Origin of the sequence: Roseibium sp. FZY0029, assembly GCF_036350355.1 — a bacterium.
Lineage (GTDB): Bacteria > Pseudomonadota > Alphaproteobacteria > Rhizobiales > Stappiaceae > Roseibium.
Map to the genome: position 1 here is coordinate 43,064 of NZ_JAZDVZ010000007.1, position 23,178 is coordinate 66,241.

General features: G+C 60.9%; 20 protein-coding genes. 13 read left to right on the forward strand and 7 right to left on the reverse strand.

Annotation, left to right across the window (positions count from 1 at the left end; translation table 11 throughout):
• Positions 1-470: 470 nt before the first annotated feature.
• Positions 471-1,532, reverse strand: coding sequence for an ABC transporter ATP-binding protein (locus tag V1T76_RS19835; protein ID WP_330562394.1), 1,062 nt, complete (start codon positions 1,530-1,532; stop codon positions 471-473).
• A gap of 27 nt (positions 1,533-1,559) precedes the next feature.
• Positions 1,560-2,348, reverse strand: a complete 789-nt coding sequence (locus V1T76_RS19840; protein ID WP_330562395.1) for an IclR family transcriptional regulator — start codon at positions 2,346-2,348, stop codon at positions 1,560-1,562.
• 118 nt (positions 2,349-2,466) lie between these two features.
• Here V1T76_RS19840 and V1T76_RS19845 point away from each other — a divergent pair, with 118 nt between their 5' ends.
• The 9 genes from V1T76_RS19845 (at position 2,467) to V1T76_RS19885 (ending at position 12,964) form a co-directional block, all read left to right on the forward strand.
• Entirely contained in the window at positions 2,467-3,726 is a 1,260-nt protein-coding gene (locus tag V1T76_RS19845) for an ABC transporter substrate-binding protein (protein ID WP_330562396.1), read from the forward strand.
• A gap of 87 nt (positions 3,727-3,813) precedes the next feature.
• The gene (locus V1T76_RS19850; protein WP_330562397.1) at positions 3,814-4,731 is read left to right on the forward strand and encodes a carbohydrate ABC transporter permease; all 918 of its coding nucleotides are present in this window, start codon (positions 3,814-3,816) and stop codon (positions 4,729-4,731) included.
• A 1-nt stretch (position 4,732) separates the two neighbouring features.
• Complete coding sequence (locus V1T76_RS19855; RefSeq protein ID WP_330562398.1) at positions 4,733-5,581, forward strand: carbohydrate ABC transporter permease; 849 nt, start codon at positions 4,733-4,735, stop codon at positions 5,579-5,581.
• Positions 5,578-7,653 carry an alpha-galactosidase gene (locus V1T76_RS19860; protein ID WP_330562399.1) on the forward strand — a complete coding sequence of 692 codons (2,076 nt, stop codon included), beginning with the start codon at positions 5,578-5,580 and terminating at the stop codon, positions 7,651-7,653. The genes V1T76_RS19855 and V1T76_RS19860 overlap by 4 nt, the downstream gene beginning before the upstream one ends.
• A 60-nt stretch (positions 7,654-7,713) precedes the next feature.
• Positions 7,714-8,478: an SDR family NAD(P)-dependent oxidoreductase gene (locus V1T76_RS19865; protein ID WP_330562401.1), complete on the forward strand. Its 765-nt coding sequence runs from the start codon at positions 7,714-7,716 to the stop codon at positions 8,476-8,478.
• Positions 8,475-9,395, forward strand: coding sequence for a 2-dehydro-3-deoxygalactonokinase (locus V1T76_RS19870; RefSeq protein WP_330562402.1), 921 nt, complete (start codon positions 8,475-8,477; stop codon positions 9,393-9,395). The genes V1T76_RS19865 and V1T76_RS19870 overlap by 4 nt, the downstream gene beginning before the upstream one ends.
• A complete protein-coding gene (locus V1T76_RS19875) occupies positions 9,392-10,006 on the forward strand; it encodes a 2-dehydro-3-deoxy-6-phosphogalactonate aldolase (RefSeq protein WP_330562403.1) in 615 nt (204 codons plus the stop codon). Before V1T76_RS19870 ends, V1T76_RS19875 begins: the two co-directional genes overlap by 4 nt.
• A gap of 4 nt (positions 10,007-10,010) precedes the next feature.
• Positions 10,011-10,850: an SMP-30/gluconolactonase/LRE family protein gene (locus V1T76_RS19880; RefSeq protein ID WP_330562404.1), complete on the forward strand. Its 840-nt coding sequence runs from the start codon at positions 10,011-10,013 to the stop codon at positions 10,848-10,850.
• A gap of 212 nt (positions 10,851-11,062) precedes the next feature.
• A complete protein-coding gene (locus V1T76_RS19885; protein ID WP_330562406.1) occupies positions 11,063-12,964 on the forward strand; it encodes a beta-galactosidase in 1,902 nt (633 codons plus the stop codon).
• Positions 12,965-13,172: 208 nt separating this feature from the next.
• On the opposite strand, the gene V1T76_RS19890 is transcribed toward V1T76_RS19885, so the two are convergent.
• The 5 genes from V1T76_RS19890 to iolG all read right to left on the reverse strand — a co-directional run bounded on the left by V1T76_RS19890 (position 13,173) and on the right by iolG (position 19,007).
• Positions 13,173-13,850, reverse strand: coding sequence for a DsbA family oxidoreductase (locus tag V1T76_RS19890; RefSeq protein WP_330562409.1), 678 nt, complete (start codon positions 13,848-13,850; stop codon positions 13,173-13,175).
• Positions 13,851-14,003: 153 nt separating this feature from the next.
• Positions 14,004-15,893, reverse strand: coding sequence for a monovalent cation:proton antiporter-2 (CPA2) family protein (locus tag V1T76_RS19895; protein WP_330562410.1), 1,890 nt, complete (start codon positions 15,891-15,893; stop codon positions 14,004-14,006).
• A complete protein-coding gene (locus tag V1T76_RS19900; protein WP_330562411.1) occupies positions 15,893-16,510 on the reverse strand; it encodes an NAD(P)H-dependent oxidoreductase in 618 nt (205 codons plus the stop codon). The genes V1T76_RS19895 and V1T76_RS19900 overlap by 1 nt, the downstream gene beginning before the upstream one ends.
• Before the next feature lie 190 nt (positions 16,511-16,700).
• On the reverse strand, positions 16,701-17,834 hold the full coding sequence (locus tag V1T76_RS19905; protein ID WP_330562412.1) for a Gfo/Idh/MocA family protein: 1,134 nt from the start codon (positions 17,832-17,834) through the stop codon (positions 16,701-16,703).
• A 174-nt stretch (positions 17,835-18,008) separates the two neighbouring features.
• Positions 18,009-19,007, reverse strand: a complete 999-nt coding sequence (gene iolG / locus V1T76_RS19910; protein WP_330562413.1) for an inositol 2-dehydrogenase — start codon at positions 19,005-19,007, stop codon at positions 18,009-18,011.
• Between the two features lie 117 nt (positions 19,008-19,124).
• Between iolG and V1T76_RS19915 the strand changes: the two genes are divergently transcribed.
• The 4 genes from V1T76_RS19915 to V1T76_RS19930 all read left to right on the forward strand — a co-directional run bounded on the left by V1T76_RS19915 (position 19,125) and on the right by V1T76_RS19930 (position 23,160).
• Positions 19,125-19,991, forward strand: a complete 867-nt coding sequence (locus tag V1T76_RS19915; RefSeq protein ID WP_330562414.1) for a MurR/RpiR family transcriptional regulator — start codon at positions 19,125-19,127, stop codon at positions 19,989-19,991.
• A 145-nt stretch (positions 19,992-20,136) separates the two neighbouring features.
• Positions 20,137-21,078, forward strand: coding sequence for a sugar ABC transporter substrate-binding protein (locus V1T76_RS19920; protein ID WP_330562415.1), 942 nt, complete (start codon positions 20,137-20,139; stop codon positions 21,076-21,078).
• A gap of 173 nt (positions 21,079-21,251) precedes the next feature.
• Complete coding sequence (locus V1T76_RS19925; protein ID WP_006931957.1) at positions 21,252-22,379, forward strand: ABC transporter permease; 1,128 nt, start codon at positions 21,252-21,254, stop codon at positions 22,377-22,379.
• A 1-nt stretch (position 22,380) separates the two neighbouring features.
• Positions 22,381-23,160 (forward strand): ATP-binding cassette domain-containing protein, encoded by a 780-nt coding sequence (locus tag V1T76_RS19930; protein ID WP_330562416.1) that lies wholly within the window; start codon positions 22,381-22,383, stop codon positions 23,158-23,160.
• Positions 23,161-23,178 lie beyond the last annotated feature (18 nt).

The window sequence follows — 23,178 nt, forward strand, 5'->3', positions numbered from 1 at the left end:
ATGAATGCTGCCTGGTCACGCAAAGGCACACCACCAAGAGCGGCAGCGCAATGCCTGGAGGTCATGTGAGAAAGGCTGGCTGAAGGATTATGACGACAGAGGGAAAAGATCGGTTCTGACAGGAGAGCCGCCCATCAGACGAATGCAGTGCATTCGGCCCGCAGACAAAAAGCCCTGCGGCCCGGCATAAGTGGAAAGGCGTTCTCAGCTCCCTGCGCAATCCGGTCGCCAGCCCCTCGAGGACAAGGCCCTCAACGGTTACCCACAGTCATTCCGGACAAGCGCAGCATAAGCTGCGTGCAGATCCGGAATCCAGCGCATTTGCGTGAGTTTAGCGAACTCTTTTCGAACGAGGAGACGCGCCAAAGGCGAGGCGGATATCTGGGTTCCGGATAGGCGCTCTGCATTGCCTCTCTTGTCCGGTATGACGCGCGGAAGGCCGCCTGCCTGAGCCAGCAGCCTCGGCGAGACTACCGCAGCCGCTGTTCCGTCTTCGCATCGAAGAACAGCGCCGAAGCCGGGTCGAAGTCGATGGCGACAGTTCCATCGGAAACCGGCGCATCCTCACCCTTGGTTTCCACGATCACACGCTCGCCCGTCGGGCAGATGAGATAGGAATAGGCGACGCCGCCGAGCTGCTCGCACAGATCGACCTTCGCGCCGTCCTGCGCCGGAGAGACTTTCAGATGCTGCGGCCGCAGACCGACGAGAACCTTTTCCCCCTTGGCGGGCAACGCAACCGCGGTCGGCACGGCAACACCGCCGAACGCAGCAACACTGACCGCCCCCTCCCCGGCAATACCTTCGACAAAATTCATGCTGGGGGAACCGATGAAACCGGCGACAAACCTGTTGTCCGGATCGGAATAGAGCTGCATCGGCGAGCCGACCTGCTCGATTATACCACCGCGCAGAACCACGATCTTGTCCGCCAGCGTCATCGCCTCGACTTGATCGTGCGTCACGTAGATCATCGTCGCGCCGATATCCTTGTGCAGTCGGGCGATTTCTACGCGCATGTCGACGCGCAGTTCCGCATCGAGGTTGGATAGCGGTTCGTCGAACAGGAACACTTCCGGTCCGCGCACGATGGCGCGGCCAATCGCAACGCGCTGACGCTGACCGCCGGAAAGCGCCTTCGGCTTGCGCTTCAGATAAGGGTCCAGCTTCAGGATGCGGCTCGCCTCGGCAACCTTGGTCTGGATCTCGGCCTTGGGATGACCGTTCATCTTCAGGCCGAAGCCCATGTTCTCTTCAACCGTCATATGCGGGTAAAGCGCATAGGTCTGAAACACCATGGCCACGCCCCGTTCCGCCGGATCTGTCTTGGTCACATCCCGGCCACCGATCTCGATCCGGCCGTCGGTCGTTTCCTCCAGCCCGGCGATCATGCGCAGAAGGGTGGACTTGCCACAGCCGGACGGACCGACAAAAACGCAGAATTCGCCATGCTCGATCTGAAGGTCCACTCCGTGGATCACTTCCAGGTCGCCATATTTCTTGACGGCTTTTGTCAGTGTGACGCCAGACATGTAATTCTCTCTCCCTTGGGATTCTTGTTAGGCAGGGAACTGCCAGTCCTGGACCGCCGCCGCGATCTTGGAGGCCGCATCCAGCAATGCGGGCCGCGCCTCCAGAAGCTGTTCCAGGCTCTTGCGCTGCGTGGACGTGGTAACCGAAAGCGCTCCAACCGGCCGCCCCTTGGACGACAGGATCGGCGCTGCAATGCAGATGATGCCGGGCTCGTGCTCCTCGCGGTCGTAGGACAGCCCCTCTTCGCGGATCTTTTCCAGATCCGCCCGCAGTTCGGCTTCGCTTGCAAGCGTTGCCGGCGTGTAGCGATAGAACGACTGCTTCTTCAAGACGTGATCGAGTTCAGCCGGCTCCAGAAACGCCATCAGGGCCTTGCCGACCCCGGTGCAATAGGCCGGGCCGACCTTGCCGGCCTGGGAAAACATGTCGATGGCATTGGTCGGATTGCGCTTGTCGACGTAAAGCACCTGCCCGCTGTCGAGTTGCGCCAGGTGAACGGTTTCGCCGACCGCTTCCGACAAGGCGTTGATGAAGGGACGCGCAATCGGTGCAATGGAGCTTTGCCTCCAGGCCGCGTGCGCCAGCCGGACCAGGCGAATGCCAAGCGAATAGGTCTGCTGGCGCTCGTCGTAGGCCAGCATGCCCTGGCTCACCAGCGTCTGCAGCAGCCGGTACAGCGTCGCCTTGGGATGGGTGCTTTCAGACAGCAGTTCGGAAAAGCGCACGGGCCGGCCCACAGCCGCAACCTTGTCCAGCACTTCCAGCGCCTTGCCGACCGTGCCGTCACCGGTCGATGACCCCGCCTGTTTGTTCATGAGCTCCTCCATCTGCCCGTTTCTTGTTGCCGAGCCTGTTGACAACTTATCGCCTTCGCATCAAAGTATCAATATACAAAACTAAGTTTCACATAATGGAACCAAAAGGGAGGACACCATGCGTTCCATGCTGAAAACGTCCGTAGCGGCATTTGCCATGTTGGCAGCCGCGATGGGCGCAGCTTCTGCTGACGGCCTGACCGGCAATCTGAAGATCTTTCTCGACACATCGAACCCGGCGCCACGCGCAACCATGGAAGAGCTGATCGCTCAGTTCCAGGAGAAGAACCCGGAGCTGAACATCGAGACGACGGTGATTGACCGGGAAGCCTACAAGACCCAGATCCGTAACTTCCTGACGGCAAATGCCCCGGACGTTGCCACCTGGTACGCAGCCAACCGCATGCGTCCCTACGTGGAAGCAGGCCTTTTCGAGGACGTATCCGACCTGTGGGCGGAACCGGAAATTGCCGACAACCTCGCCTCCACCAAGGGTGCGATGACCATTGATGGCAAGCAGTGGGGCGTGCCCTACACCTACTATCAGTGGGGCGTTTACTACCGTAAGGACATCTTTGACGAGCTTGGCCTGTCCGAGCCCACCACCTGGGAAGAGGAAAAGGCGAACTGCCAGAAGATCATCGATGCCGGCAAGAAGTGCTACACCATCGGCACCAAGTTCCTGTGGACCGCGGGCGGCTGGTTCGACTACCTGAACATGCGCACCAATGGTTTCGACTTCCACATGGACCTGCTCACGGGCAAGGCATCCTGGAAGTCCGATGAAGTCCGCAAGACCTTCGCCAACTGGCGGGAACTCATCGACATGGGCGCCTTCATCGACAACCACCAGACCTACTCCTGGCAGGAAGCCCTGCCGTTCATGGTCAAGGGCGATGCGGCCGCTTACCTTATGGGCAATTTCGCCGTGGCGCCGCTGCGCGAAGCCGGTCTTTCCGATGACCAGATCGATTTCTACCAGTTCGTGGAAATCACGCCGGGCATCGCCAAGGCGGAAGACGCGCCGACCGATACCTTCCACATCCCGGCCAATGCCGAAAACAAGGAAAACGCACGCGAATTCCTGAAGTTCGCCGTTTCTCCGGACGTCCAGACCTGGATCAACGACGGCAAGCATCTCGGCCAGCTGCCGGTGAACGCCAAGTCGTCGGTGGACGATGACAAGTTCCTGGAACAGGGCTTTGAAATGCTGTCCTCGAACTCCCCGGGTGGCGTTGCCCAGTTCTTCGACCGCGATGCCCCGGCTGAAATGGCAAAGGTTGCCATGGAAGGCCTGCAGGAATTCATGGTCAAGCCGGACAACCTGGACAAGATCCTGGACCGTTTGGACCGTGCCCAGGAGCGTATCTACAAATAAGGTCTGCCTTCGCATGACCGGACAGGGGGCAACCGCTCCCTGTCCTCATTTCCGGTATACGCCGACGACTCACGAAGAGTTCCGCAAATGGCCCAAGCATCCGTCTCCGAGACCCGCCAGAGTTCCTGGTGGCATCGCAACCAGCAGCAGCTGACGCCCTGGCTGTTCCTGGCTCCCGGGATCCTGTTCTTCCTGTTCTATGTGATCTTCCCGATCTTCCAGTCGTTCAACCTGTCGCTCTACGAGTGGGACGGTTTGGGCCAGGCGGAATTTGTCGGGCTCTACAATTACGAGGAACTCTACTGGGATGATGCCTTCTACACCTCGCTGAAGAACAACGTCATCTGGCTGCTGCTCTATCTGCTTGCCATTCCGGCCGGTCTGTTCATCGCGCTGTTCCTAAACCAGACCGTCACCGGCATCCGGCTCTATAAATCCCTGTTCTTCTTTCCCTTCGTGATTTCCCAGGTCGTGGTCGGCCTGGTGTTCACCTGGTTCTACGACCCGACATTCGGCATCCTCAACGTTCTGCTGGGCGCGGTCGGCCTGCCGCCGCTCAACGTTCTGGGGGACGAGAACTGGGTCACCGTCGGCATCATCGTCGCGGGCCTCTGGCCCCAGACAGCCTATTGCATGATCCTCTATCTCACCGGCCTCAATGCGGTTGACCCGGAACAGATCGAAGCCGGACGCCTCGACGGCGCCAAGGGCTGGCGCATGCTCTGGTACATCATCGTGCCGCAGCTTCGCCCGGCCACCTTCATCGCCTTCGTCGTCACCATCATCGGCGCACTGCGCTCCTTCGACCTGATTTCGGTCATGACCAATGGCGGTCCCTTCGGCGCCAGCCGGGTGCTCAGCTTCTACATGTTCGAGGTCGCACTCTCCGAATACGGCTTCCGCATGGGCTATGGCGCGGCCATTGCCGTGGTGCTGTTCCTGATCATGCTGGCCTTCATCGCCTACTTCCTCTGGTCGATGTACAAAGAAGAAAAGGCGCGCTGACATGTTCCCGACACCGATCGAACGCACGTCCCGCTCCTGGCAGATCACCTATCAGACGCTGCTGCCGCTGGCGCTGATCCTGTGGCTCTTGCCGCTGATTGCGGTCGCCATCTTCTCCGTCAAGCCGGACTCGGATTTCTCCAACGCCAACTACTGGGGCTGGCCATCATCCTTCGAGGGCTTCACCAACTACGCGCTGGTCTTCACTGGCTCGGACATGCCGCAGTATCTCCTGAATTCGTTCAAGATCACCATTCCAACGGTGATCGGCGCGGTTGGCCTGTCCTGCATGACCGGCTTTGCCCTTGGCATCTACAAGTTCAAGGCCAATATCTGGATCTTCTTCGTGTTCGTGGCCGGCAACTTCGTGCCGTTCCAGATCCTGATGGTGCCGGTGCGCGACCTGACCCTGCAGATGGGTCTCTACAACACCATCACCGGCCTTGTGCTGTTCCACATCGCCTTCCAGACCGGCTTCTGCACACTCTTCATGCGCAACTTCATCCGCGCCCTGCCGTTTGAACTTATCGAAGCCGCCCGCGTTGAAGGTGTCTCCGAATGGCGAATCTTCTGGTATGTGGTGCTGCCGCTGATGAAGCCCGCCATCGCCGCCCTGTCGGTGCTGATCTTCACCTTCATCTGGAACGACTATTTCTGGGCGGTGGTGCTGACGCAGGGTGTTGAAAGTCAACCCGTTACGGCAGGCATCACCTCCTTCAATGCCCAGTACCGCGCCGCCTATCACCTGATGAGCGCCGGTTCCATCGTGGCCGCCCTGCCGCCTGTCGCGATGTTCTTCCTGATGCAACGCCACTTTATTGCAGGCCTCACACTCGGAGCCGTGAAATGATCCGCACCTGGCATCTTGGAGATGACAGACAGAGCCTTGTTCTTGCCAGCTTCGACAACCGATTGCCGGAAGCTGTCTACTGGGGCCCCGCCCTTCCCACAGGCGAAAACCTGGAGACGCTTTCGGCAGCCGCGCTTGCCGATGTCGCACCCGGCATGGTCGACCGCAACGCCGGCCTGAGCCTGTGCCCGGAAGCTTCTGAAAGCTTCCCCGGCCAAACCGGCCTGACGGCCAGGGACAGCGCCGGAACCCCGCTCACGCCGAGTTTCCGGTTCGAAAGCGAAGCAACTTCAGAGCACGGCCTGACGCTTGTCTTCACCGACAAGAACCACGACCTCACCCTTGTCTTTGATCTGGTCCTGACACCGGAGACGTCGCTGCTGAAATTGCAAACGCGGCTGGAAAGCGCGGACGAGATCACTGTCGACTGGCTGGCAGCGCCGGTTCTGCAGGTGCCGGCCCACACCGGCGAGATGATCGAGTTTTCCGGCCGCTGGTGCGCGGAATTCCTGACCCGCCGCCTGCCGTTTGCGCCCGGCGCCCGCGTCCGCGACAACCGCACGGGCCGCACGGATCATGCCCATTTTCCGGGCCTGATCGTCTGCGGTGCCGGAACAACCAACACGGCGGGCGAAGCTTTCGCGTTTCATTATGGCTGGTCAGGTGGTCACAAGATGGTGGCCGAGGAACTTGCCGACGGTCGCCGCCAGGTCCAGTTCGGCCACGCCACTGCGAGCCTTGCCAGCGGGCGCCATTTCGTCAGCGCGCCGCTTTACGCCACCTATTCCGCAACCGGTTTCAACGGTGCCGCCATTCGGTTCCAACGCCATGCCCGCGATCAGGTGGTTCAAGGTGCCCGAATGCCCCGCCCGGTGCACTACAATTGCTGGGAAGCCGTCTATTTCAAGCACGACCTCGAAGAACTCAAAGCCATCGCCTCCCGAGCAGCGGACCTTGGCGCCGAGCGTTTTGTGCTGGACGACGGCTGGTTTGGGCGCCGGGATGACGACACCTCGTCTCTCGGAGACTGGGTGATCGACAAACGCAAGTACCCGGACGGCCTCACTCCGCTGATCGACCACATCAAGGCGCTCGGCATGGAGTTCGGTATCTGGTTCGAGCCGGAAATGGTCAATGAGGACAGCGATCTCTATCGCGCTCATCCGGACTGGGTTCTCGGGCACGCCGACCAGATCCGCGGACGCCAGCAGCTTGTGCTGGACATGTCCCGTCAGGAGGTTCGCGACTATCTTTACGCCCATATCGCCGACGTCCTGCAAAACAACGATATCGGCTACATCAAATGGGATCACAACCGCATCCTGCCCGTGGTCGATGCCCGGCAGGCTGCAGGCTATTACGAGCTGGTCGACCGTCTGCGGGCAGACTTTCCCGGCGTGGAGATCGAAAGCTGCTCGTCTGGCGGCGGACGCATCGATTTCGGCGTTCTGGAGCGCACGCACCGGGTCTGGCTGTCTGACAGCAACGATGCGCTGGAACGCCAGCGCATCCAGCATGATGCCGCCCTGTTCCTACCGGCTTCCGTAACCGGGTCTCATGTCGGGCCCCGTCACTGCCATACCTCCGGCCGCACGCTCGACATTCGCCTGCGCGCCTGGACTGCGGCGCAACGTCATATGGGTTTCGAGATGGACCCGCGCGAACTGACGGAAGACGAAGCCGTCATTTTGCGTGAGGTGACGAGCTGGTGGAAAGCCAACCGAGACTGGATGATGCAGGCCGATATCCTGCGGCTCGACAGCACCGACCCGGCGGTGATAGCCGAACAGCAGCTTTCACGCGACGGTGGCCAATTCGTTGCCTTCGCCGCGCTGACGCGCCCCAGCGACCAGATCTTGCCACGCCCTTTGAGGCTGAGCGGACTGGACCCGCAAGCCAGATACAGGATATCTGTCGTCAATCGGGACGAAGCGCCCCGGCTGTCTCGCGGCGCGCCTCTCCTGAAAACTCAAGACCTTGAAGCCAGTGGACAATATCTGATGTCCCACGGGCTGACACTCCCCTGGCGGTTCCCCGAAACGCTCTGGGTTGTGGAAGGCAAGCGGATTTGAGTAACGTTACTCAAGACGAACCGATTTCGGCTACGGCCACCAAACAATTGAGGAAGTGCCATGTACGCAACATACCCGGATCTCGAAAATGCATCGGTTTTCATCACCGGTGGCGGCTCCGGAATTGGCGCGGCCCTGACCGAAGGGTTCCTGCGGCAGGGCGCCAAAGTCGCCTTTGTGCAGCGTTCCGACGCAGCCTCCTTCTGTGACGAGATGGAGCAGAAATACGGCAGCCGTCCGTTGTTCCTGCCCTGTGACATCACCGATATGAGCGCCCTGAAGGCCGCAATGGACCAGGCAGCCGAGGCCCATGGCCCGATCACGGTTCTGGTCAACAACGCGGCCAACGACAAACGCCACAAGACCGAAGAGGTAGACGAGGCGTTCTGGGACTGGTCCGTGGCCATCAACCTGAAGGCCTATTTCTTCGCCTGCCAGCATGTGGTGGCCGGCATGCGTGCCGCCGGCGGTGGCTCGATCGTCAACTTTTCGTCAATCTCCTACATGATGGGCAACGCCGGTTACCCTGTCTACACCACCGCCAATTCAGGCATCAACGGCATGACCCGCAGCCTTGCCCGAGAGTTCGGCCCGGAAAACATCCGCGTCAACGCAATCGCCCCGGGCTGGGTTCTGACCCAGAAGCAGAAGGACATGTGGGTGACGCCCGAAGGCCTGGCTGCTCACATCGACCGGCAGTGTCTCAAGGTCGAATTGCAGCCGGAAGACATGGTTGATCCGGTCCTGTTCCTGGCTTCCCGAACCAGCAAGGCCATGACCGGCCAGGCGCTGGTCGTGGATGGCGGCGTGGTGGTGACGGGATGAACACGCACCCAAAGGCGTCCTGGATCGCGGCGGATTGGGGCACCACCAATCTGCGCATCTGGGCGCTTGACGAAACCGGCGGCATCCTGGCCCATCGCAGCTCGGACAAGGGCATGGGCCGGTTGGAGAAACCGGACTTCGAACCCGCCCTGATCGAACTGGCCGGAGACCTCCTGAAGGAGGGTGTGGCCACACCGGTGATCGTCTGTGGCATGGCCGGGTCCCGTCAGGGCTGGGCCGAAGCCCCCTATATGACGGTTCCCTGCGCGCCGCCGTCGATCCGGAACGCCACCCGTGTGAACGCAGCCGATCCGCGCCTCGATGTACGCATTCTGCCCGGCATCAAGCAGCTTTCTCCGCCCGATGTCATGCGCGGCGAGGAAACGCAAATCGCAGGTTTCCTGGCGGACAATCAGACCTATTCCGGCACCCTGTGCCTGCCTGGTACGCACACCAAGTGGGTCTCCCTGAAGGACGGACGGATCGAGCGGTTCCGCACCTTCATGACTGGTGAAACCTTCGCGCTTCTGTCCAGACACTCTGTTCTGAGGCACGGCCTTTCCGCAGATGAGCTTGACAGTGCGGCCTTTGCCGAAGCGGCCGAACACAGTTTCAATGCGCCCGAAGAACTGACTGCCGATCTCTTCGGCGTGCGCGCAGCCGGTCTCGTCGCGGACCTTGGTCCGGTGCAGGCCAGCGGCAGATTGTCGGGCCTTCTGATCGGCGCCGAACTTGCCGCCGTCAGCCGGGACTTCGACCTCGGCAACACAGCCCTTCTGGGCAGCGACAAGATTTCTGGAGCCTATCACGCCGCGCTCTCCCAACTCGGGCACGCCTCCAGGCAACTCGACGCAGAGACCATCACCTTGAAGGGTCTGACCCTGGCCTATTCCTCCTACGAACCGGAGCATTCATGAGCCGTAACCTGATTGCCATCCTGCGCGGTCTGACCCCGGACGAAGCCCTGCCCGTTACCGAATGCCTGATTGCCGCCGGCATCACCCGTATTGAGGTCCCGCTCAACTCGCCGGACCCGCTTGTCAGCATTGCCGCCATGGCCAAGGCCTTTTCCGCAAAGGCGGAAATCGGCGCAGGCACCGTGCTGGCGCCCGAGCAGGTGCGCGACGTCAAGAACGCCGGCGGCACGCTGGTTGTTTCCCCCGACTGCAATCCGGATGTCATCAAGGCGACCAAAGCCGAAGGCATGTCTTCCTTTCCCGGTGTGATGACACCGAGCGAGTGCTTCACGGCCCTGCGCAGCGGTGCAGATGGCCTCAAGTTCTTCCCTGCGTCGCTCATTGGTCCGGATGGGTTGAAGGCGATGTCGGCGGTGTTGCCGAAGGGAACCGCGACCTATGCGGTCGGCGGGGCAGGTCCGGACAATTTCAGTGACTGGATCAAGGCCGGGGCTGCCGGCTTCGGCATCGGCACGGCTCTGTTCAAACCCGGTTTCAGTGTTGCGGAAATCAGCGACCGGGCCGAAAAAATCGTCGCCGCCTATGACGCGGCCGTTACAGCATCCAGGTGATTTCATGAGCACAGTTTTCGACGAGCGTCAGTGCACCCTTGGTGAGGGACCGCTGTGGCACCCCGAACGCCAGCAACTCTTCTGGTTCGACATCCTGAACAAGCGGCTGCTCAGCCGCGACAACGGCACCGAGAAAACCTGGCAGTTCGATGAATATGTCTCTGCTGCCGGCTGGGTGAGCCGGGCCGAACTCCTGATCGCAAGTTCTTCCAAACTGTTCCTGTTCAATCTGGAAACGGAAGCCTCCGCAAAAATCTGCGACCTTGAAGCCGACAACGCGGTGACACGCTCCAACGACGGCCGCGCCGATCCAAAGGGCGGCTTCTGGATCGGCACCATGGGCCTTGGTGCAGAAAAGGACGCCGGATCGATCTACCGCTTTTACAAGGGCGAACTGCGCAAGCTGTTTTCCGGCATCACCATTTCCAACGCCATCTGCTTTTCGCCGGATGGCAACACGGCCTATTTCGCCGACACCGACACTTTGACCATCCAGCAGGTCGCTCTGGATGTCGAAGGCTGGCCTGCGGCCAACCCGACCCTGTTCACGGATCTGTCTTCCGACGGGTTCAACCCCGACGGTGCGGTGATCGACAGTGAGGGGTACCTGTGGAACGCCCATTGGGGCGCGAGCCATGTCGCCCGCTACACCCCGGACGGCAAATTCGCCGAGGCAATTTCCATGCCCGCAAAACAGATCTCCTGTCCGGCGTTCGGCGGCGAGGATCTGCAGACCCTCTTTGCAACGTCTGCCGCCGACGGCCTGACTGGCGAAGCCGAAGGCAAGACCTATTTCGCTGAGGTGAAGGTGCGCGGACAGAGTGAGCACAGGGTCGTCCTGTAACTGCCTTTCGCCGTCTTGCCCGGCACGCTGTCCCGGACGGAGCGCAAGGAAGGCCGAGACCCTGGTTTTCAGGGCGGCGGCAAAAGCCATGAATTCAACGGACTTGTGAAAAGGTCCCGGTTCCCCGCAGTCGCGGGACGGACTCGGAATATGGAGCAACGCCTCCCCCATCGCAGAGGCATTGCCGAACCATCAAGCAGTGAGCATCCATCATGAAACGCACTCTTGGCACCTGCTATTACCCGGAACATTGGCCGGAGGAGATCTGGGAAGCCGATGCCCGCCGGATGGCGGAAACCGGGCTGACATGGATCCGCATCGGTGAGTTCGCCTGGTCGCGCCTTGAGCCCCGCCCGGGCGACCTGCGCTTCGAGTGGCTGGACCGGGCCATCGAAACCCTCGGCCGGGCCGGACTGAAGGTCGTCCTCGGCACACCAACCGCAACACCGCCGCGCTGGGTCGTCGACAAGCATCCGGACATGGTCGCGGTCGATGCCGAAGGCAAACCACGCAAGTTTGGCTCCCGCCGCCATTACTGTTTTTCACACGAGGGTTTTCGTCAGGAGAGCGACCGGATCGTGAAGCTCGTCGCCGAGCGTTACGGCAACAATCCGCATGTCGCCGCCTGGCAGACCGACAACGAGTACGGCTGCCACGACACCATCCTTTCCTATTCGGAGGCCGCCCGAAAGGCGTTCCGGGTCTGGCTGAAGGGGCGCTACGGCTCCATCGAGGCGCTCAACCGCGCCTGGGGCAATGTCTTCTGGTCGATGGAATATCTCTCATTTGACGAGATCGACCTGCCGAACCTGACCGTGACCGAACCGAACCCTTCGCACACGCTCGCCTTCCGGCGGTTCTCGTCCGATCAGGTGGTGACCTTCAACAAGCGTCAGGTCGATATCATCCGGGCGCATTCCAGTGCGCCGATCAGCCACAACTACATGGGCCGAGTGACTGATTTCGACCACTTCAAGGTTGGCGACGATCTGGAAATTGCCACCTGGGACAGCTATCCGCTCGGCTTTCTGGAAGACCGCGTCGGCGCGGATGATGCCCATCAGCGGGCCTTCATGCGCCAGGGCGATCCGGACTTCCAGGCCTTCCACCACGATCTTTACCGCGCTGTCGGCAAGGGCCGCTGGTGGGTGATGGAACAGCAGCCGGGACCGGTGAACTGGGCTCCCCATAACCCGGCCCCGCTGCCGGGCATGATGCGGCTTTGGGCCTGGGAAGCCTATGCCCATGGCGCGGAAGCCGTGTGCTATTTCCGCTGGCGCCAGGCACCCTTTGCCCAGGAACAGATGCATGCCGGCATGCTGCGCCCGGACAATGCCGATGCACCTGCCCTTCTGGAAGCCCGCAAGGTCGCTGACGAATTGCGCGATGCACCTGACGTCTCGTCCCCACAAGCACCTGTTGCGCTGATCTTCGACTATGATGCGGATTTCGCCTGGACCACCCAGCCGCACGGCAAGGAGCTATCCTACTTTCAGCTGGTGTTCGACACCTACAAGGCCCTGCGCAAGCTCGGGCTTTCGGTCGATATCCTGCGCGGCGAAACCCGTGACTTTTCCGGCTACAAGATCGTTGCCCTGCCCGGCCTGATCTACGTGCCGCAGGACCTGAAACAGGCGCTTGCCGAAACCGAAGCGCTGGTGGTTATGGGCCCGCGCACAGCCGCCCGCAACGCCGACATGGTCATTCCTGTGCCATTGCCACCAGACATGCCCGGGCTCGACCTTGCGGTCTCGCGGGTCGAAAGCTTGCGCCCGGATATGCCGATGCCGCTCAAAGGCGGTGGCGCTTTCACCGGTTACCGCGAGGAACTGGAAGGCGCTGGCGAAGTCATTCTCGAACTGGAAGACGGCCAACCCGCCGCCTACCGCCAGGAGCATCTTGTCTATCTCGGCGGCTGGGGAGACGAAACCGTGCTGAAGCGCCTCTACACCATGCTGTGCGAGGAAGCCGGGATCGACACACTCGACCTTGCCGGTGGCGTCCGCTGCCGCATGACAGACGGCGTCAGGATCTGGACCAACTACGGTGCAGAACCTGCCGACACGCCGGCCGGCCGGATCGAAGCTGCAGGCGTGTTGTTCGAAAAGCTCTGAGGAAACAGTGGCTACACCCTGGGAAGGGTTAGAGAACCCAGCTCTTCCTTCTCCCCTTCATTGCAGGATTTGATCCTGCAATCCATGCTGCGACAGCACCTCAAACTGAGGCCTGTCGAGCAGAACCGGAACGGCATGGATGCCATGGTCGAGCCATGGCATGACGAAAAAAGTGGACGATCTACTGGGTATCTTTAAGGCTATGCCGTCAGGCCGCCTTGCCCTTTGTCAGTTCGGTGATGATGGCCGCGAAATTGTCGACGCCCTGAGCGCCTGAAACCAGGTGCTGACGTTCGAAGATGACCGCCGGAACGCCGTGGATACCGTTGCCGGTCCAGAAGGCTTCTTCCGCGCGCACGATTTCGGCATACCGGCCATCTTTCAGTACGGCGAGGGCTTCGACGCGGTCCAGGCCGACGCTCTCGGCCACATCCGCCAGCACCTGATCGTCGTGAACGTCCTTCCGGTCGTGGAAATAGGCCTGGAACAAGGCCATCTTCAATGCATGCTCCTTGCCGCTCTCGCCAGCCCAATGGATCAGCTGGTGCGCCTTGAATGTGTTCACCATGCGCATGTCGTCGGTGAACCTGAAGTCGAAATCGAGGCTTGCTCCGAGCTCCGTCAGCCGTTCCCGCGCTGCCTGGGATTGCTCCGCGCTGGAGCCGTATTTGCGCATGATGTGCTCGCGCAGGTTCTCGCCCTCGGCAACCATGTCTGGATTGAGTTCGAACGGATGCCACTTGATGGCGGCAGAAACGCCGGTCCGGGCGATGGCCTGTTCAAGCTGCTTGAAGCCGACGATGCACCACGGGCAGACCACGTCTGACACGATATCGATCTGAAGAACATCGTCGAGGCCGGTCGTGTCGGTGTCTTGTGAAGTCATGATGTTTCCTTTGCCGGCGCTGTCAGCCGATCCCCGGCAAGCGCCATTGTCTGTCTTTCGCTGCATATAGGAGCCGCAGCCGGACGGGAAAAGGCGACGGTTACCGGCGGGTAACCGCATTTTCCGGTCAATCGGCTGCATTCCGTCTCACCTTCAGAGGTTCTGATCGCCTTTCGGCGGGGGTGTCCAGCCGCGCTCCATGCCTTCCGCACGGTCCCCGCCCCGGTCAACCTGCATGATTTCGAACAGGGTTTCGGAATGAGCCCGCATCGCATCGATATAGGAGGTATCGACACCGCCATCGTTGAAGTTCTCGCGAAGGTCATCAAGCATCGCAATGTCGTGATGCCGGAACTCCCGTGTCTTGGTGCGGGCGCGGAACGGATGGAAGCCCAGTTCAATCAATGCCTGGCGGCTTAGCGCGAGCGCCCCTTCGAAGACTTCCCGTTCGGCAAAATGGGCGCCGGCATTTTCCAGTTCATAGACGTGATGCCGGTCGCGGGCTCGGGCAAGAATCCGAACCTTCGGATAGGTCTTGGCGACATGTTCCACCAGCTTCGTCTGCTTGTCGCGATCATCCAGAGCGGCAATGAAGAGATCTGCATCATCCAGCCCGGCACCGTGCAGAAGATCCGGCCGGGTTGCATCCCCATAAAAGGTCTGAATGCCGATCCTGCGCAGGTTCTCGATCGTCTGCGGATCATGATCGAGAATGATCACGTCATAGCCGCTGGTCAGCAGTAGCCGCGAGACGATCTGCCCGAAGCGGCCCATGCCTGCGACAACAACACGGCCCCGCCGGTCGATGACATCGGGCTCCCGGTCCGCTTTCGCAAAGGCACGTGGAGCGACGATTTTTTCGTAGAAGATGAACAAGGCAGGCGTCAGCAGCATGGAAACCGCCACGACCAGGGTCATGGTCTGGATCAGGGACGGTTCCAGAACGCCGCTGCCGGAGGCAAAGCCGAAGAGAACGAAGGCAAACTCCCCGGCCTGGGCAAGACCGAGCGCAAACAGCCAAAGGTCAGGCCCCTGGAGACGGAACAAGGCCCCCAGCAGGAAGAGCACCGCAAACTTGACCGCAATCAACCCGAGCGCAAGGCCGAGGATCGTCAGGGGTGCGCCGAACAGGAGACCGAAATCGATCCCCGCGCCCACCGTCAGAAAGAACAGACCAAGCAACAGGCCCTTGAACGGTTCGATGTCGCTTTCCAGCTCGTGACGATAATCGCTGTCGGACAGGACCACCCCGGCAAGGAAGGTTCCAAGCGCCGGCGACAGACCGACAAAATCCATGACCAGGGCGATGCCGATAACCAGCAGCAACGCCGTTGCCGTGAAGATTTCCCGCAGGCGCGCTTCGGCAATGAACCGGAAGACGGGCCGAAGCAGATGGCGGCCGGTCAGAATGATCGCCGCAATTACCGCCAGAATGATCAGCGCCTGCGCCCAGCCCGGCAGGGCAGCCAGAGCTTCGCCGCCGTGACCGGCGCTCTGGCCGTGATCCTTCGCAGCGGAGCCCCCGCCGTGGCCGCCGAGGGCAAGAAGAGGCAACACGACCAGCATCGGAATGACCGCGATATCCTGGGTCAGCAACACCGAGAAGGAACTCTGCCCGCCCTGTGTTTTCAGCCAGCCCTTTTCATTGAGGGTCTGCAGCACGATGGCGGTGGAAGAGAGCGACAGGATCATGCCGAGCGCCAGGGCGTTCTGCCAGTGAAGACCGAACGCCAGACCTGCCCCGGCGAAGACGAGGGCAGTTCCGACGACTTGCAGACCGCCGAGGCCGATCAGTTGCTGGCGCATTTTCCAGAGCATGGCGGGCCGCAATTCCAGCCCGACGAGAAACAGCATCATCACCACGCCGAATTCGGCAAAATGCTGCACGTCAGCCGCTTCCGACCCCACGATGCCGATCACCGGTCCGATCACCACACCGGCGATCAGATAACCGAGTACGGACCCGAGACCGAGACGGTTTGCAATCGGCACCGCAATGACGGCCGCACACAGGTAGACGAAGGCTTCGCTGAGCAGTGCCATCAGACCGCCTCCCCTGCCAACAAAAAGCTCTCCAGTTCGCCGGACAGCACAGGCGCTGCGGCTGCCTTTTGAAGATCCAGCCGGCTGCTGACGAGCGCCTTCAAGAGCTTTTCATAACCAAGCCGATGGTTTTCCAGCCGGCTTTCCTCCAGGGCCCGGCCAGCTCCGAACAGCGCAAAAGGGGCGAGATAACGCATGCCGCAGAGGTCCGCCGTCTTTTCGAAAGGCCCCAGCAGACTGCGCAATTCGGCATGGTTCATGCCTGTCTGCGAGTAGGCATCCTGCTTGGCGCCAGTCGTCACCGCATTCAGGAAGATCTTGCCATGCAGCGCCTTGCCCTCGTGGCCATAGGCAAAGCCATGTTCCAGCACCAGGTCCAGCCACTCTTTCATGAGGGCCGGGGCCGAATACCAGTAGAGCGGATGCTGGAAGACAATCACCTCATGCGCCCGCAGGCGATCCTGCTCCCGGTCGATGTCGATGCTGAAATCCGGATAATCCGCATAAAGATCGACGGCCGTGACACCATCGATCGATCGCGCGGTTTCAAACAGTGGCAGGTTGATTTCCGACCTGTGCGGACGCGGATGCGCAAAGAAAACGATTACCTTGGGCAAGAAAATCTCCTGGATCTGAGCAAGCCCGCAGAGCCGGCAATGCCTTCCAGGCGAGGCTGACCAACGGTCTGTATTCCGCAAAGTTTATAGGGATCATTGCCGACAGATAAAGGGCGCGAACAGGAACCAGCCTGTTCGCGCCCATCGAACAATAAACCCACAAGGCAATATGGAAGTACCGCCTGCGGCGTCAGTCCACCTTCGAGACCTGCACGCGGCCACCCGTCTGACCGGCTTCGGCGATTGCATGGATCACCGCCTCGAAATGAAGCGCTTCGCGGAACGATGGCACCGCGGTGCGGCCTTCGGCAATTGCCGTCAGGAATTCATGAACCTCGATCACCTTCAGATCATTGAAGCCAAGCTGGTGGCCAGCGGCCGGAACGAACTGACCATACGGCGGATGGGCCGGTCCGGTGAGCAGTGTCTTGAAGCCCTGTTCGGCAGCTTCACCCCGGTTCTGGTAAAGCCGGAGTTCGTTCATGCGCTCCTGATCGAAGGTAATCATGCCTTCGGTTCCATGCACCTCGAAGGCGATGTAGCTCTTGCGGCCCCAGGCGCTGCGCGAGGTCGAGACGACGCCATGGACACCATTTTCAAAAGTCAGCAGCGCGGAGGCGATGTCTTCGTTTTCAACCGCCCGGCGCTCGCTTGAGCCATCGCCCAATGGCCGTGTTTCGTGAACGGTTCTTGTCTCCGCGATCAGGCTCTCGACCGGGCCCACAAGGGCCGTTGCCAGTGAGATCAGGTGGCAGCCAAGATCGCCCAGCGTGCCGAGGCCGGCGTCGGCCTTGGTGGCCCGCCAGGTCCAGGCGAGGTCCGGGTCGGCCTGATAGTCTTCATCGACCATCCCCCGGAAATGCACGATCCGGCCGATGGCCCCATCCACGATGAGTTTGCGCGCATGCGAAATCGCCGGATTGTGCAGGTAGTTGTAGCCGACGATGGTTTTTGCCCCCGTCTTTTCGGCAACGGCCAGCATCTGCCTGGCGTCCTCCAGGCTGAGCGCCATCGGCTTTTCCAGGTGCACATGCTTGCCGGCCTCAAGCGCGGCAAGCGCCATCTCCTTGTGCACCTTGTTGGGGGTGGTGATGCAGACGATATCGACCTTCGGATCCGCGATCAGATCTTTCCAGTCGCTGGTTGCCCTGGCAAAGCCGAACTGGTCGGCAAAGGCTTCGGCCTTGTCCGCCGGAACGTCACACAGTACTTCCAGGCGGGTCGCCGGCACATCGCCGAACACCGCCTTCACCGAACCATAGGCAAGCGCATGACACTTGCCCATGAAACCGGTGCCGATCAATCCGATACCGAGACTTGTCATGTAATCCGATCCTCCCGGAGGTGACGAAGCAGACCGCTCCGCCTTTAACCTCATCCTGAGGAAGCGCCTTGGCGCTGTCTCGAAGGATGGGCCGCGTGCTCAAGAGTGTGCCGCCCATCCTTCGAGACGGACCAGACGGCCCTCCTCAGGATGAGGTCACAGTGGTTCTGACGCTCAGACTTCGTCCATGCCGACGGCGCGGCGTTCGGCGATGGACTTGAGGGCAGCTTCAGCAAGGGCGAGTGCCTTCAGGCCGTCCTCGCCACTCGGTGACGGCGCAGTACCGGTTTCGATGGCCTCGACGAAAGCGGTGATTTCCGCCGCATAGGCTTCCGTGTAGCGGGTCATGAAGAAATCATGCAGCGGCGGGCGGGTGTACCCGGCCTCGGTCGCCACTTCGATGGAGACCGGACGCTGGTTTTCAGCACTCACCACACCCTTGGAGCCATGGACCTCGATCCGCTGGTCGTAGCCATAGGTTGCCCGGCGCGAGTTGGAGATCGAGCATTGCTTGCCGGACGCCGTCGTCAGCACCACGGTGGCGCTGTCGTAGTCGCCCAGTTTGCCGATTTCCGGATCGACCAGGACCGAAGCGGTGGCATAAACGGTGGTGACCTCTTCGCCCAAAAGGAAGCGGGCCATGTCGAAATCGTGGATCGTCATGTCGCGGAAGATGCCGCCGGAGGACGTGATGTAGGACGGCGGTGGCGCACCCGGATCACGCGAGGTGATCTGCACCATTTCCACGTCCCCGATCCGGCCTTCGTCAATGGCGGCACGTACGGCGCGGAAATGCGGATCGAAGCGGCGGTTGAAACCGAGCATCAGGGTTGCGCCGAGGTCTTCGACCGTCTTCAGGCAGGCCTTCACCCGGTCCAGTGACAGATCGACCGGCTTTTCGCAGAAGATCGCCTTGCCTGCCCGTGCGAATTTCTCGATCAGATCCGCATGGGTGTCGGTCGGCGTGCAGATGACAACCGCATCGACATCCCCGGCGGCGGCGATCTCATCGATGGTGCTGACGCGCGCGCCATAGGTCGCCGCAAGCGTTTCGGCAGCTTCCGGGAAAGCGTCCGCAACCGCGACAAGCGTCGCACCGGCGGCCGCGCCAATGGCCTTTGCATGCACTTTACCGATACGTCCGGCCCCTAGCAGGGCGACATTGACGGCCATGATACTTCCTCCCGGATGACATGTGGCAGAGCGGGTTGAACCAGCGCTTGCCAATTTAGAATAAAAATTCCAAAATCATTTTCGACGGAATGTGTCAAGCCGGAAAAGAAGAAGACAATGAATGACGCCTCGCCCGATCCTGACAAGGACCCCAACCTCGCTTCCGCCGAAATCGTTGCCCCGCCTCAGTCCATCGACGCGTTTTTCACCCGTCTCGGCAGCACTGCGGACAGACTGCCCAAACGCTTGAAACAATTCGCGAACTACATTGCGGCCAATCCGGACAAGGTGGCGGTTTCCACGGTTGCCGAACTTGCCGAGGGCGCTGATGTGCAACCCTCCGCGGTGATGCGTTTCTGCCAGGAAATGGGTTTTTCCGGGTTCTCGCAAATGCAGAAGCTGTTCCGCTCCGATTATTCGCAGAAGTGGCCGGACTATGCCACCCGCCTCGCCAAATTGCGCGAACATGGCACCGAGTCCCCCTCCGCCCTTCTGGCTGAATTCGTCGAAGTTGGCCGTGCGTCCCTGGAAAACCTGCTGACAACCGTTGACCCCATCGCCCTTCAACAGGCGGTCGACGTGCTGGCCCGCGCAGAGACAATTCACATGATCGGCTTCCGAAGGGCCTTCCCCGTGACCTCGTATCTCGCATATGCCTTTGAAAAGATGGATGTTCCTGCCGTTCTTCACTCCGGCATCGCCAACATCAACATGGAACATCTGATCCGGCCGAACGACGCCGTGATCGCGGTAACCTTCGCGCCTTACACCGAAATGACCATCGACATGGCCACCAAGGCCCGTGCCAGCGGCGCCGATATTGTCGCCATCACGGATGTGGTCACCAGCCCGCTCGCGCGCCTCAAGGCAATCCAGCTTCTGGTCTCGGAACTGGACGTCGGCGCCTTCCGGGCTCTGTCCGCAAGTCTCTCTCTGGCCATCGCTCTGGCGGTTTCCGTCGGGGCGCAGAGGAACCGGATGTGAGATTTATGGAAAAAATCTGTTGCGCTCAGATAAAAATGGAATTTATATTCCAAACGCGGCACCGGACAGCCGGAGCCGCCACAGACTTCTGATGACGCGGGTGGGATTGTTTGAGGCCCGCGGTCCACGTTCTGGGAGGAACACCATGAAGAAGACACTTATCGCGATGGCGGCTGCCGCCGTTGCCTTCACCGGACTTGCCGCTCCGGCTTCCGCTGACGGAGAACGTTTCGTTCTGGTCAGCCACGCACCGGACAGCGACAGCTGGTGGAACACGATCAAGAACGCCATTGCCGTTGCCGGCGACCAGATGGACGTTGAAGTGGAATACCGCAACCCGCCGACGGGTGACCTTGCCGACATGGCCCGCATCATCGAGCAGGCGGCTGCGTCCAACCCGAACGGCATCATCGCGACGATCGCCGACTACGACGTGCTGAGCGGCCCGCTGTCCAACGCGGTTGCCAAGGGCATTCCGGTCATCACCATCAACTCCGGCACCGAAGAGCAGTCCAAGAAAATCGGCGCTCTGATGCATGTCGGCCAGCCGGAATACGATGCCGGCAAGGGTGCAGGCGAAAAGGCCAAGGCGGCCGGCGTCACCAGCTTCCTTTGCGTGAACCACTACATCACCAACCCGGCGTCGGTTGAACGTTGCCAGGGCTATGCCGACGCACTGGGCGTCGAACTCGGCAACCAGATGATCGACAGCGGCCAGGACCCGGCTGAAATCAAGTCCAAGGTCATGGCCTATCTGCAGGGTAACCCGGACACCAACGGCATCCTGACCCTCGGGCCGACCTCCGCACATCCGACGCTGGCAGCGCTGGAAGAAATGGGCAAATCCGGCACCATCCACTTCGGCACTTTCGACATTTCCGGCGAAATCGCTGAAGCCATCAAGGGTGACGTGATTGCCTTTGCCATCGACCAGCAGCCTTACCTGCAGGGCTACCTGCCGGTCGTCATCCTGACGAACCTGGCGCGTTACGGTGTGGTTCCGGGCAACTCCATCAACTCCGGTCCGGGTTTCGTGACCAAGGGCAACATTGCCCTGGTGGAAAAATACGCCGGCGAATACCGGTAAGCGAACGTGAAGGGCCGCAAGGTGCGGCCTTGCGGAGAGGCGGTGTCCGCCTCTCCCTTTCAACAGAAACACCCGCACGCCCTGACGGGCATGCACTGAATTCCAGAACACTGTTCTGCGGCCGGGCCGCATACTGGACGCGGCCGGCCACCCCGGCACGCAGGAGGAGACCTATGGCTGAGACACAATCGGCAGCCGCCCCTCAGAAAGACGAGCGCATCCGCGAAATGTCGCCCATGCGCAAAGCCCTGATCCGCCCGGAACTGGGCGCGATCTGCGGCACCATCCTCGTTTTCATGTTCTTTCTCGGCATCGCCAGCGACAGCGGCATGTTCGCCCCCGAAGGCATCATCAACTGGGGCACAGTCTCTGCCCAGTTCGCCATCATCGCCGTCGGCGCCTGCCTCCTGATGATCGCAGGTGAGTTCGACCTCTCCGTCGGCTCGATGATCGGCTTTTCCGGCATCATCATCGCTCTCATCACCGTGCAATGGGGATTTCCGGCCTGGTTCGGCATCCTGGTCGCTTTCGCCATGGCGCTGGCCATCGGCGCGCTCAACGGTTACCTCGTCATCAAGACCGGCCTGCCCTCCTTCATCGTCACCCTCGCCTTTCTCTACATCCTCCGCGGCCTGACGATCTTCATTTCCATCGCCACCACCCGCAAGACGATTATCGGCGGCGTGCGTGAAGCGGCAGAAGGCGATCCGATTGCCTGGATCTTCGGCGGCAAGGTCTTTTCCGGCCTGTTTGTCTGGCTTGCCGATCTCGGCATCGTCGGCAAATTCGTTGCCGGCCCGAAAGCCGGCCAGCCGGTGGTCGAAGGCATTCCGATGCTGATGATCTGGGCACTCATCCTGATCGTGTTCGGCCACATCCTTCTCACCCGCACCCGCTTCGGCAACTGGATCTTCGCCGCCGGTGGCGACACCCAGGCCGCGCGCTACGTGGGCGTGCCGGTGAACCGGGTCAAGATCCTGATGTTCATGTTCTCAGCCTTCTGCGCCACCATTTTCGCCACTTGCCAGGTGATGGAATTTGGCTCGGCCGCAGCCGACCGCGGCCTGTTGAAGGAATTCGAAGCCATCATTTCGGTGGTCATCGGCGGTGCGCTTCTCACCGGAGGCTACGGCTCGGTGGTTGGCGCGGCACTTGGCGCCCTGATCTTCGGCGTCGTCCAGCAGGGCCTTTTCTTCGCCGGGGTCGAAAGCTCTCTCTTCCGGGTTTTCCTCGGTGTCATCCTGCTGCTCGCGGTGATCCTCAACACCTACATCCGCCGCATGATCACGGGGGAAAGATAAAATGTCCGACAATCTGATCGAACTCGTCGATATCGAGAAACACTTCGGCCCGGTGATCGCCCTGAACGGTGTCTCCGTTTCCGTGAAGGCCGGTGAATGCCACTGCCTTCTGGGCGACAACGGCGCGGGTAAGTCCACCTTCATCAAGACCATGTCCGGCGTCCACAAGCCGACCAGGGGCAAGATCCTGATGGAAGGCAAGGAAGTCAGCTTCGACAGCCCGCGTGATGCCATGGAAGCCGGCATCGCGACGGTCTATCAGGATCTGGCGATGATCCCGCTGATGTCGGTGACCCGGAACTTCTGGATGGGCCGCGAACCGCAGAAGCGCTTCGGCCCGTTCAAGTTCTTTGACTTTGCCCAGGCCAATGAGGTCACCATGACCGAAATGGCCAAGATGGGCATTCATCTGCGCTCGCCGGACCAGGCGGTCGGCACCTTGTCGGGCGGCGAACGCCAGACGGTGGCAATTTCCCGTGCGGTCTTCTTCGGCGCCAAGGTGCTGATCCTGGACGAGCCGACATCGGCCCTTGGCGTGCGCCAGACCTCCAACGTTCTGGCGACAATCGACAAGGTCCGACAGAAAGGCATCGGCGTTGTCTTCATCACCCACAACGTGCGCCATGCCATGGCCGTGGGCGACAGGTTCACCGTGCTCAACCGCGGCAAGACGCTTGGCACCGCAGAGCGCGGGGACATAAAAGCGGAAGAACTTCAGGACCTGATGGCCGGTGGCCAGGAACTGGCGGAACTGGAAGGTTCGCTCGGCGGCACCATCTGACGGGCTGAATGAAAAACG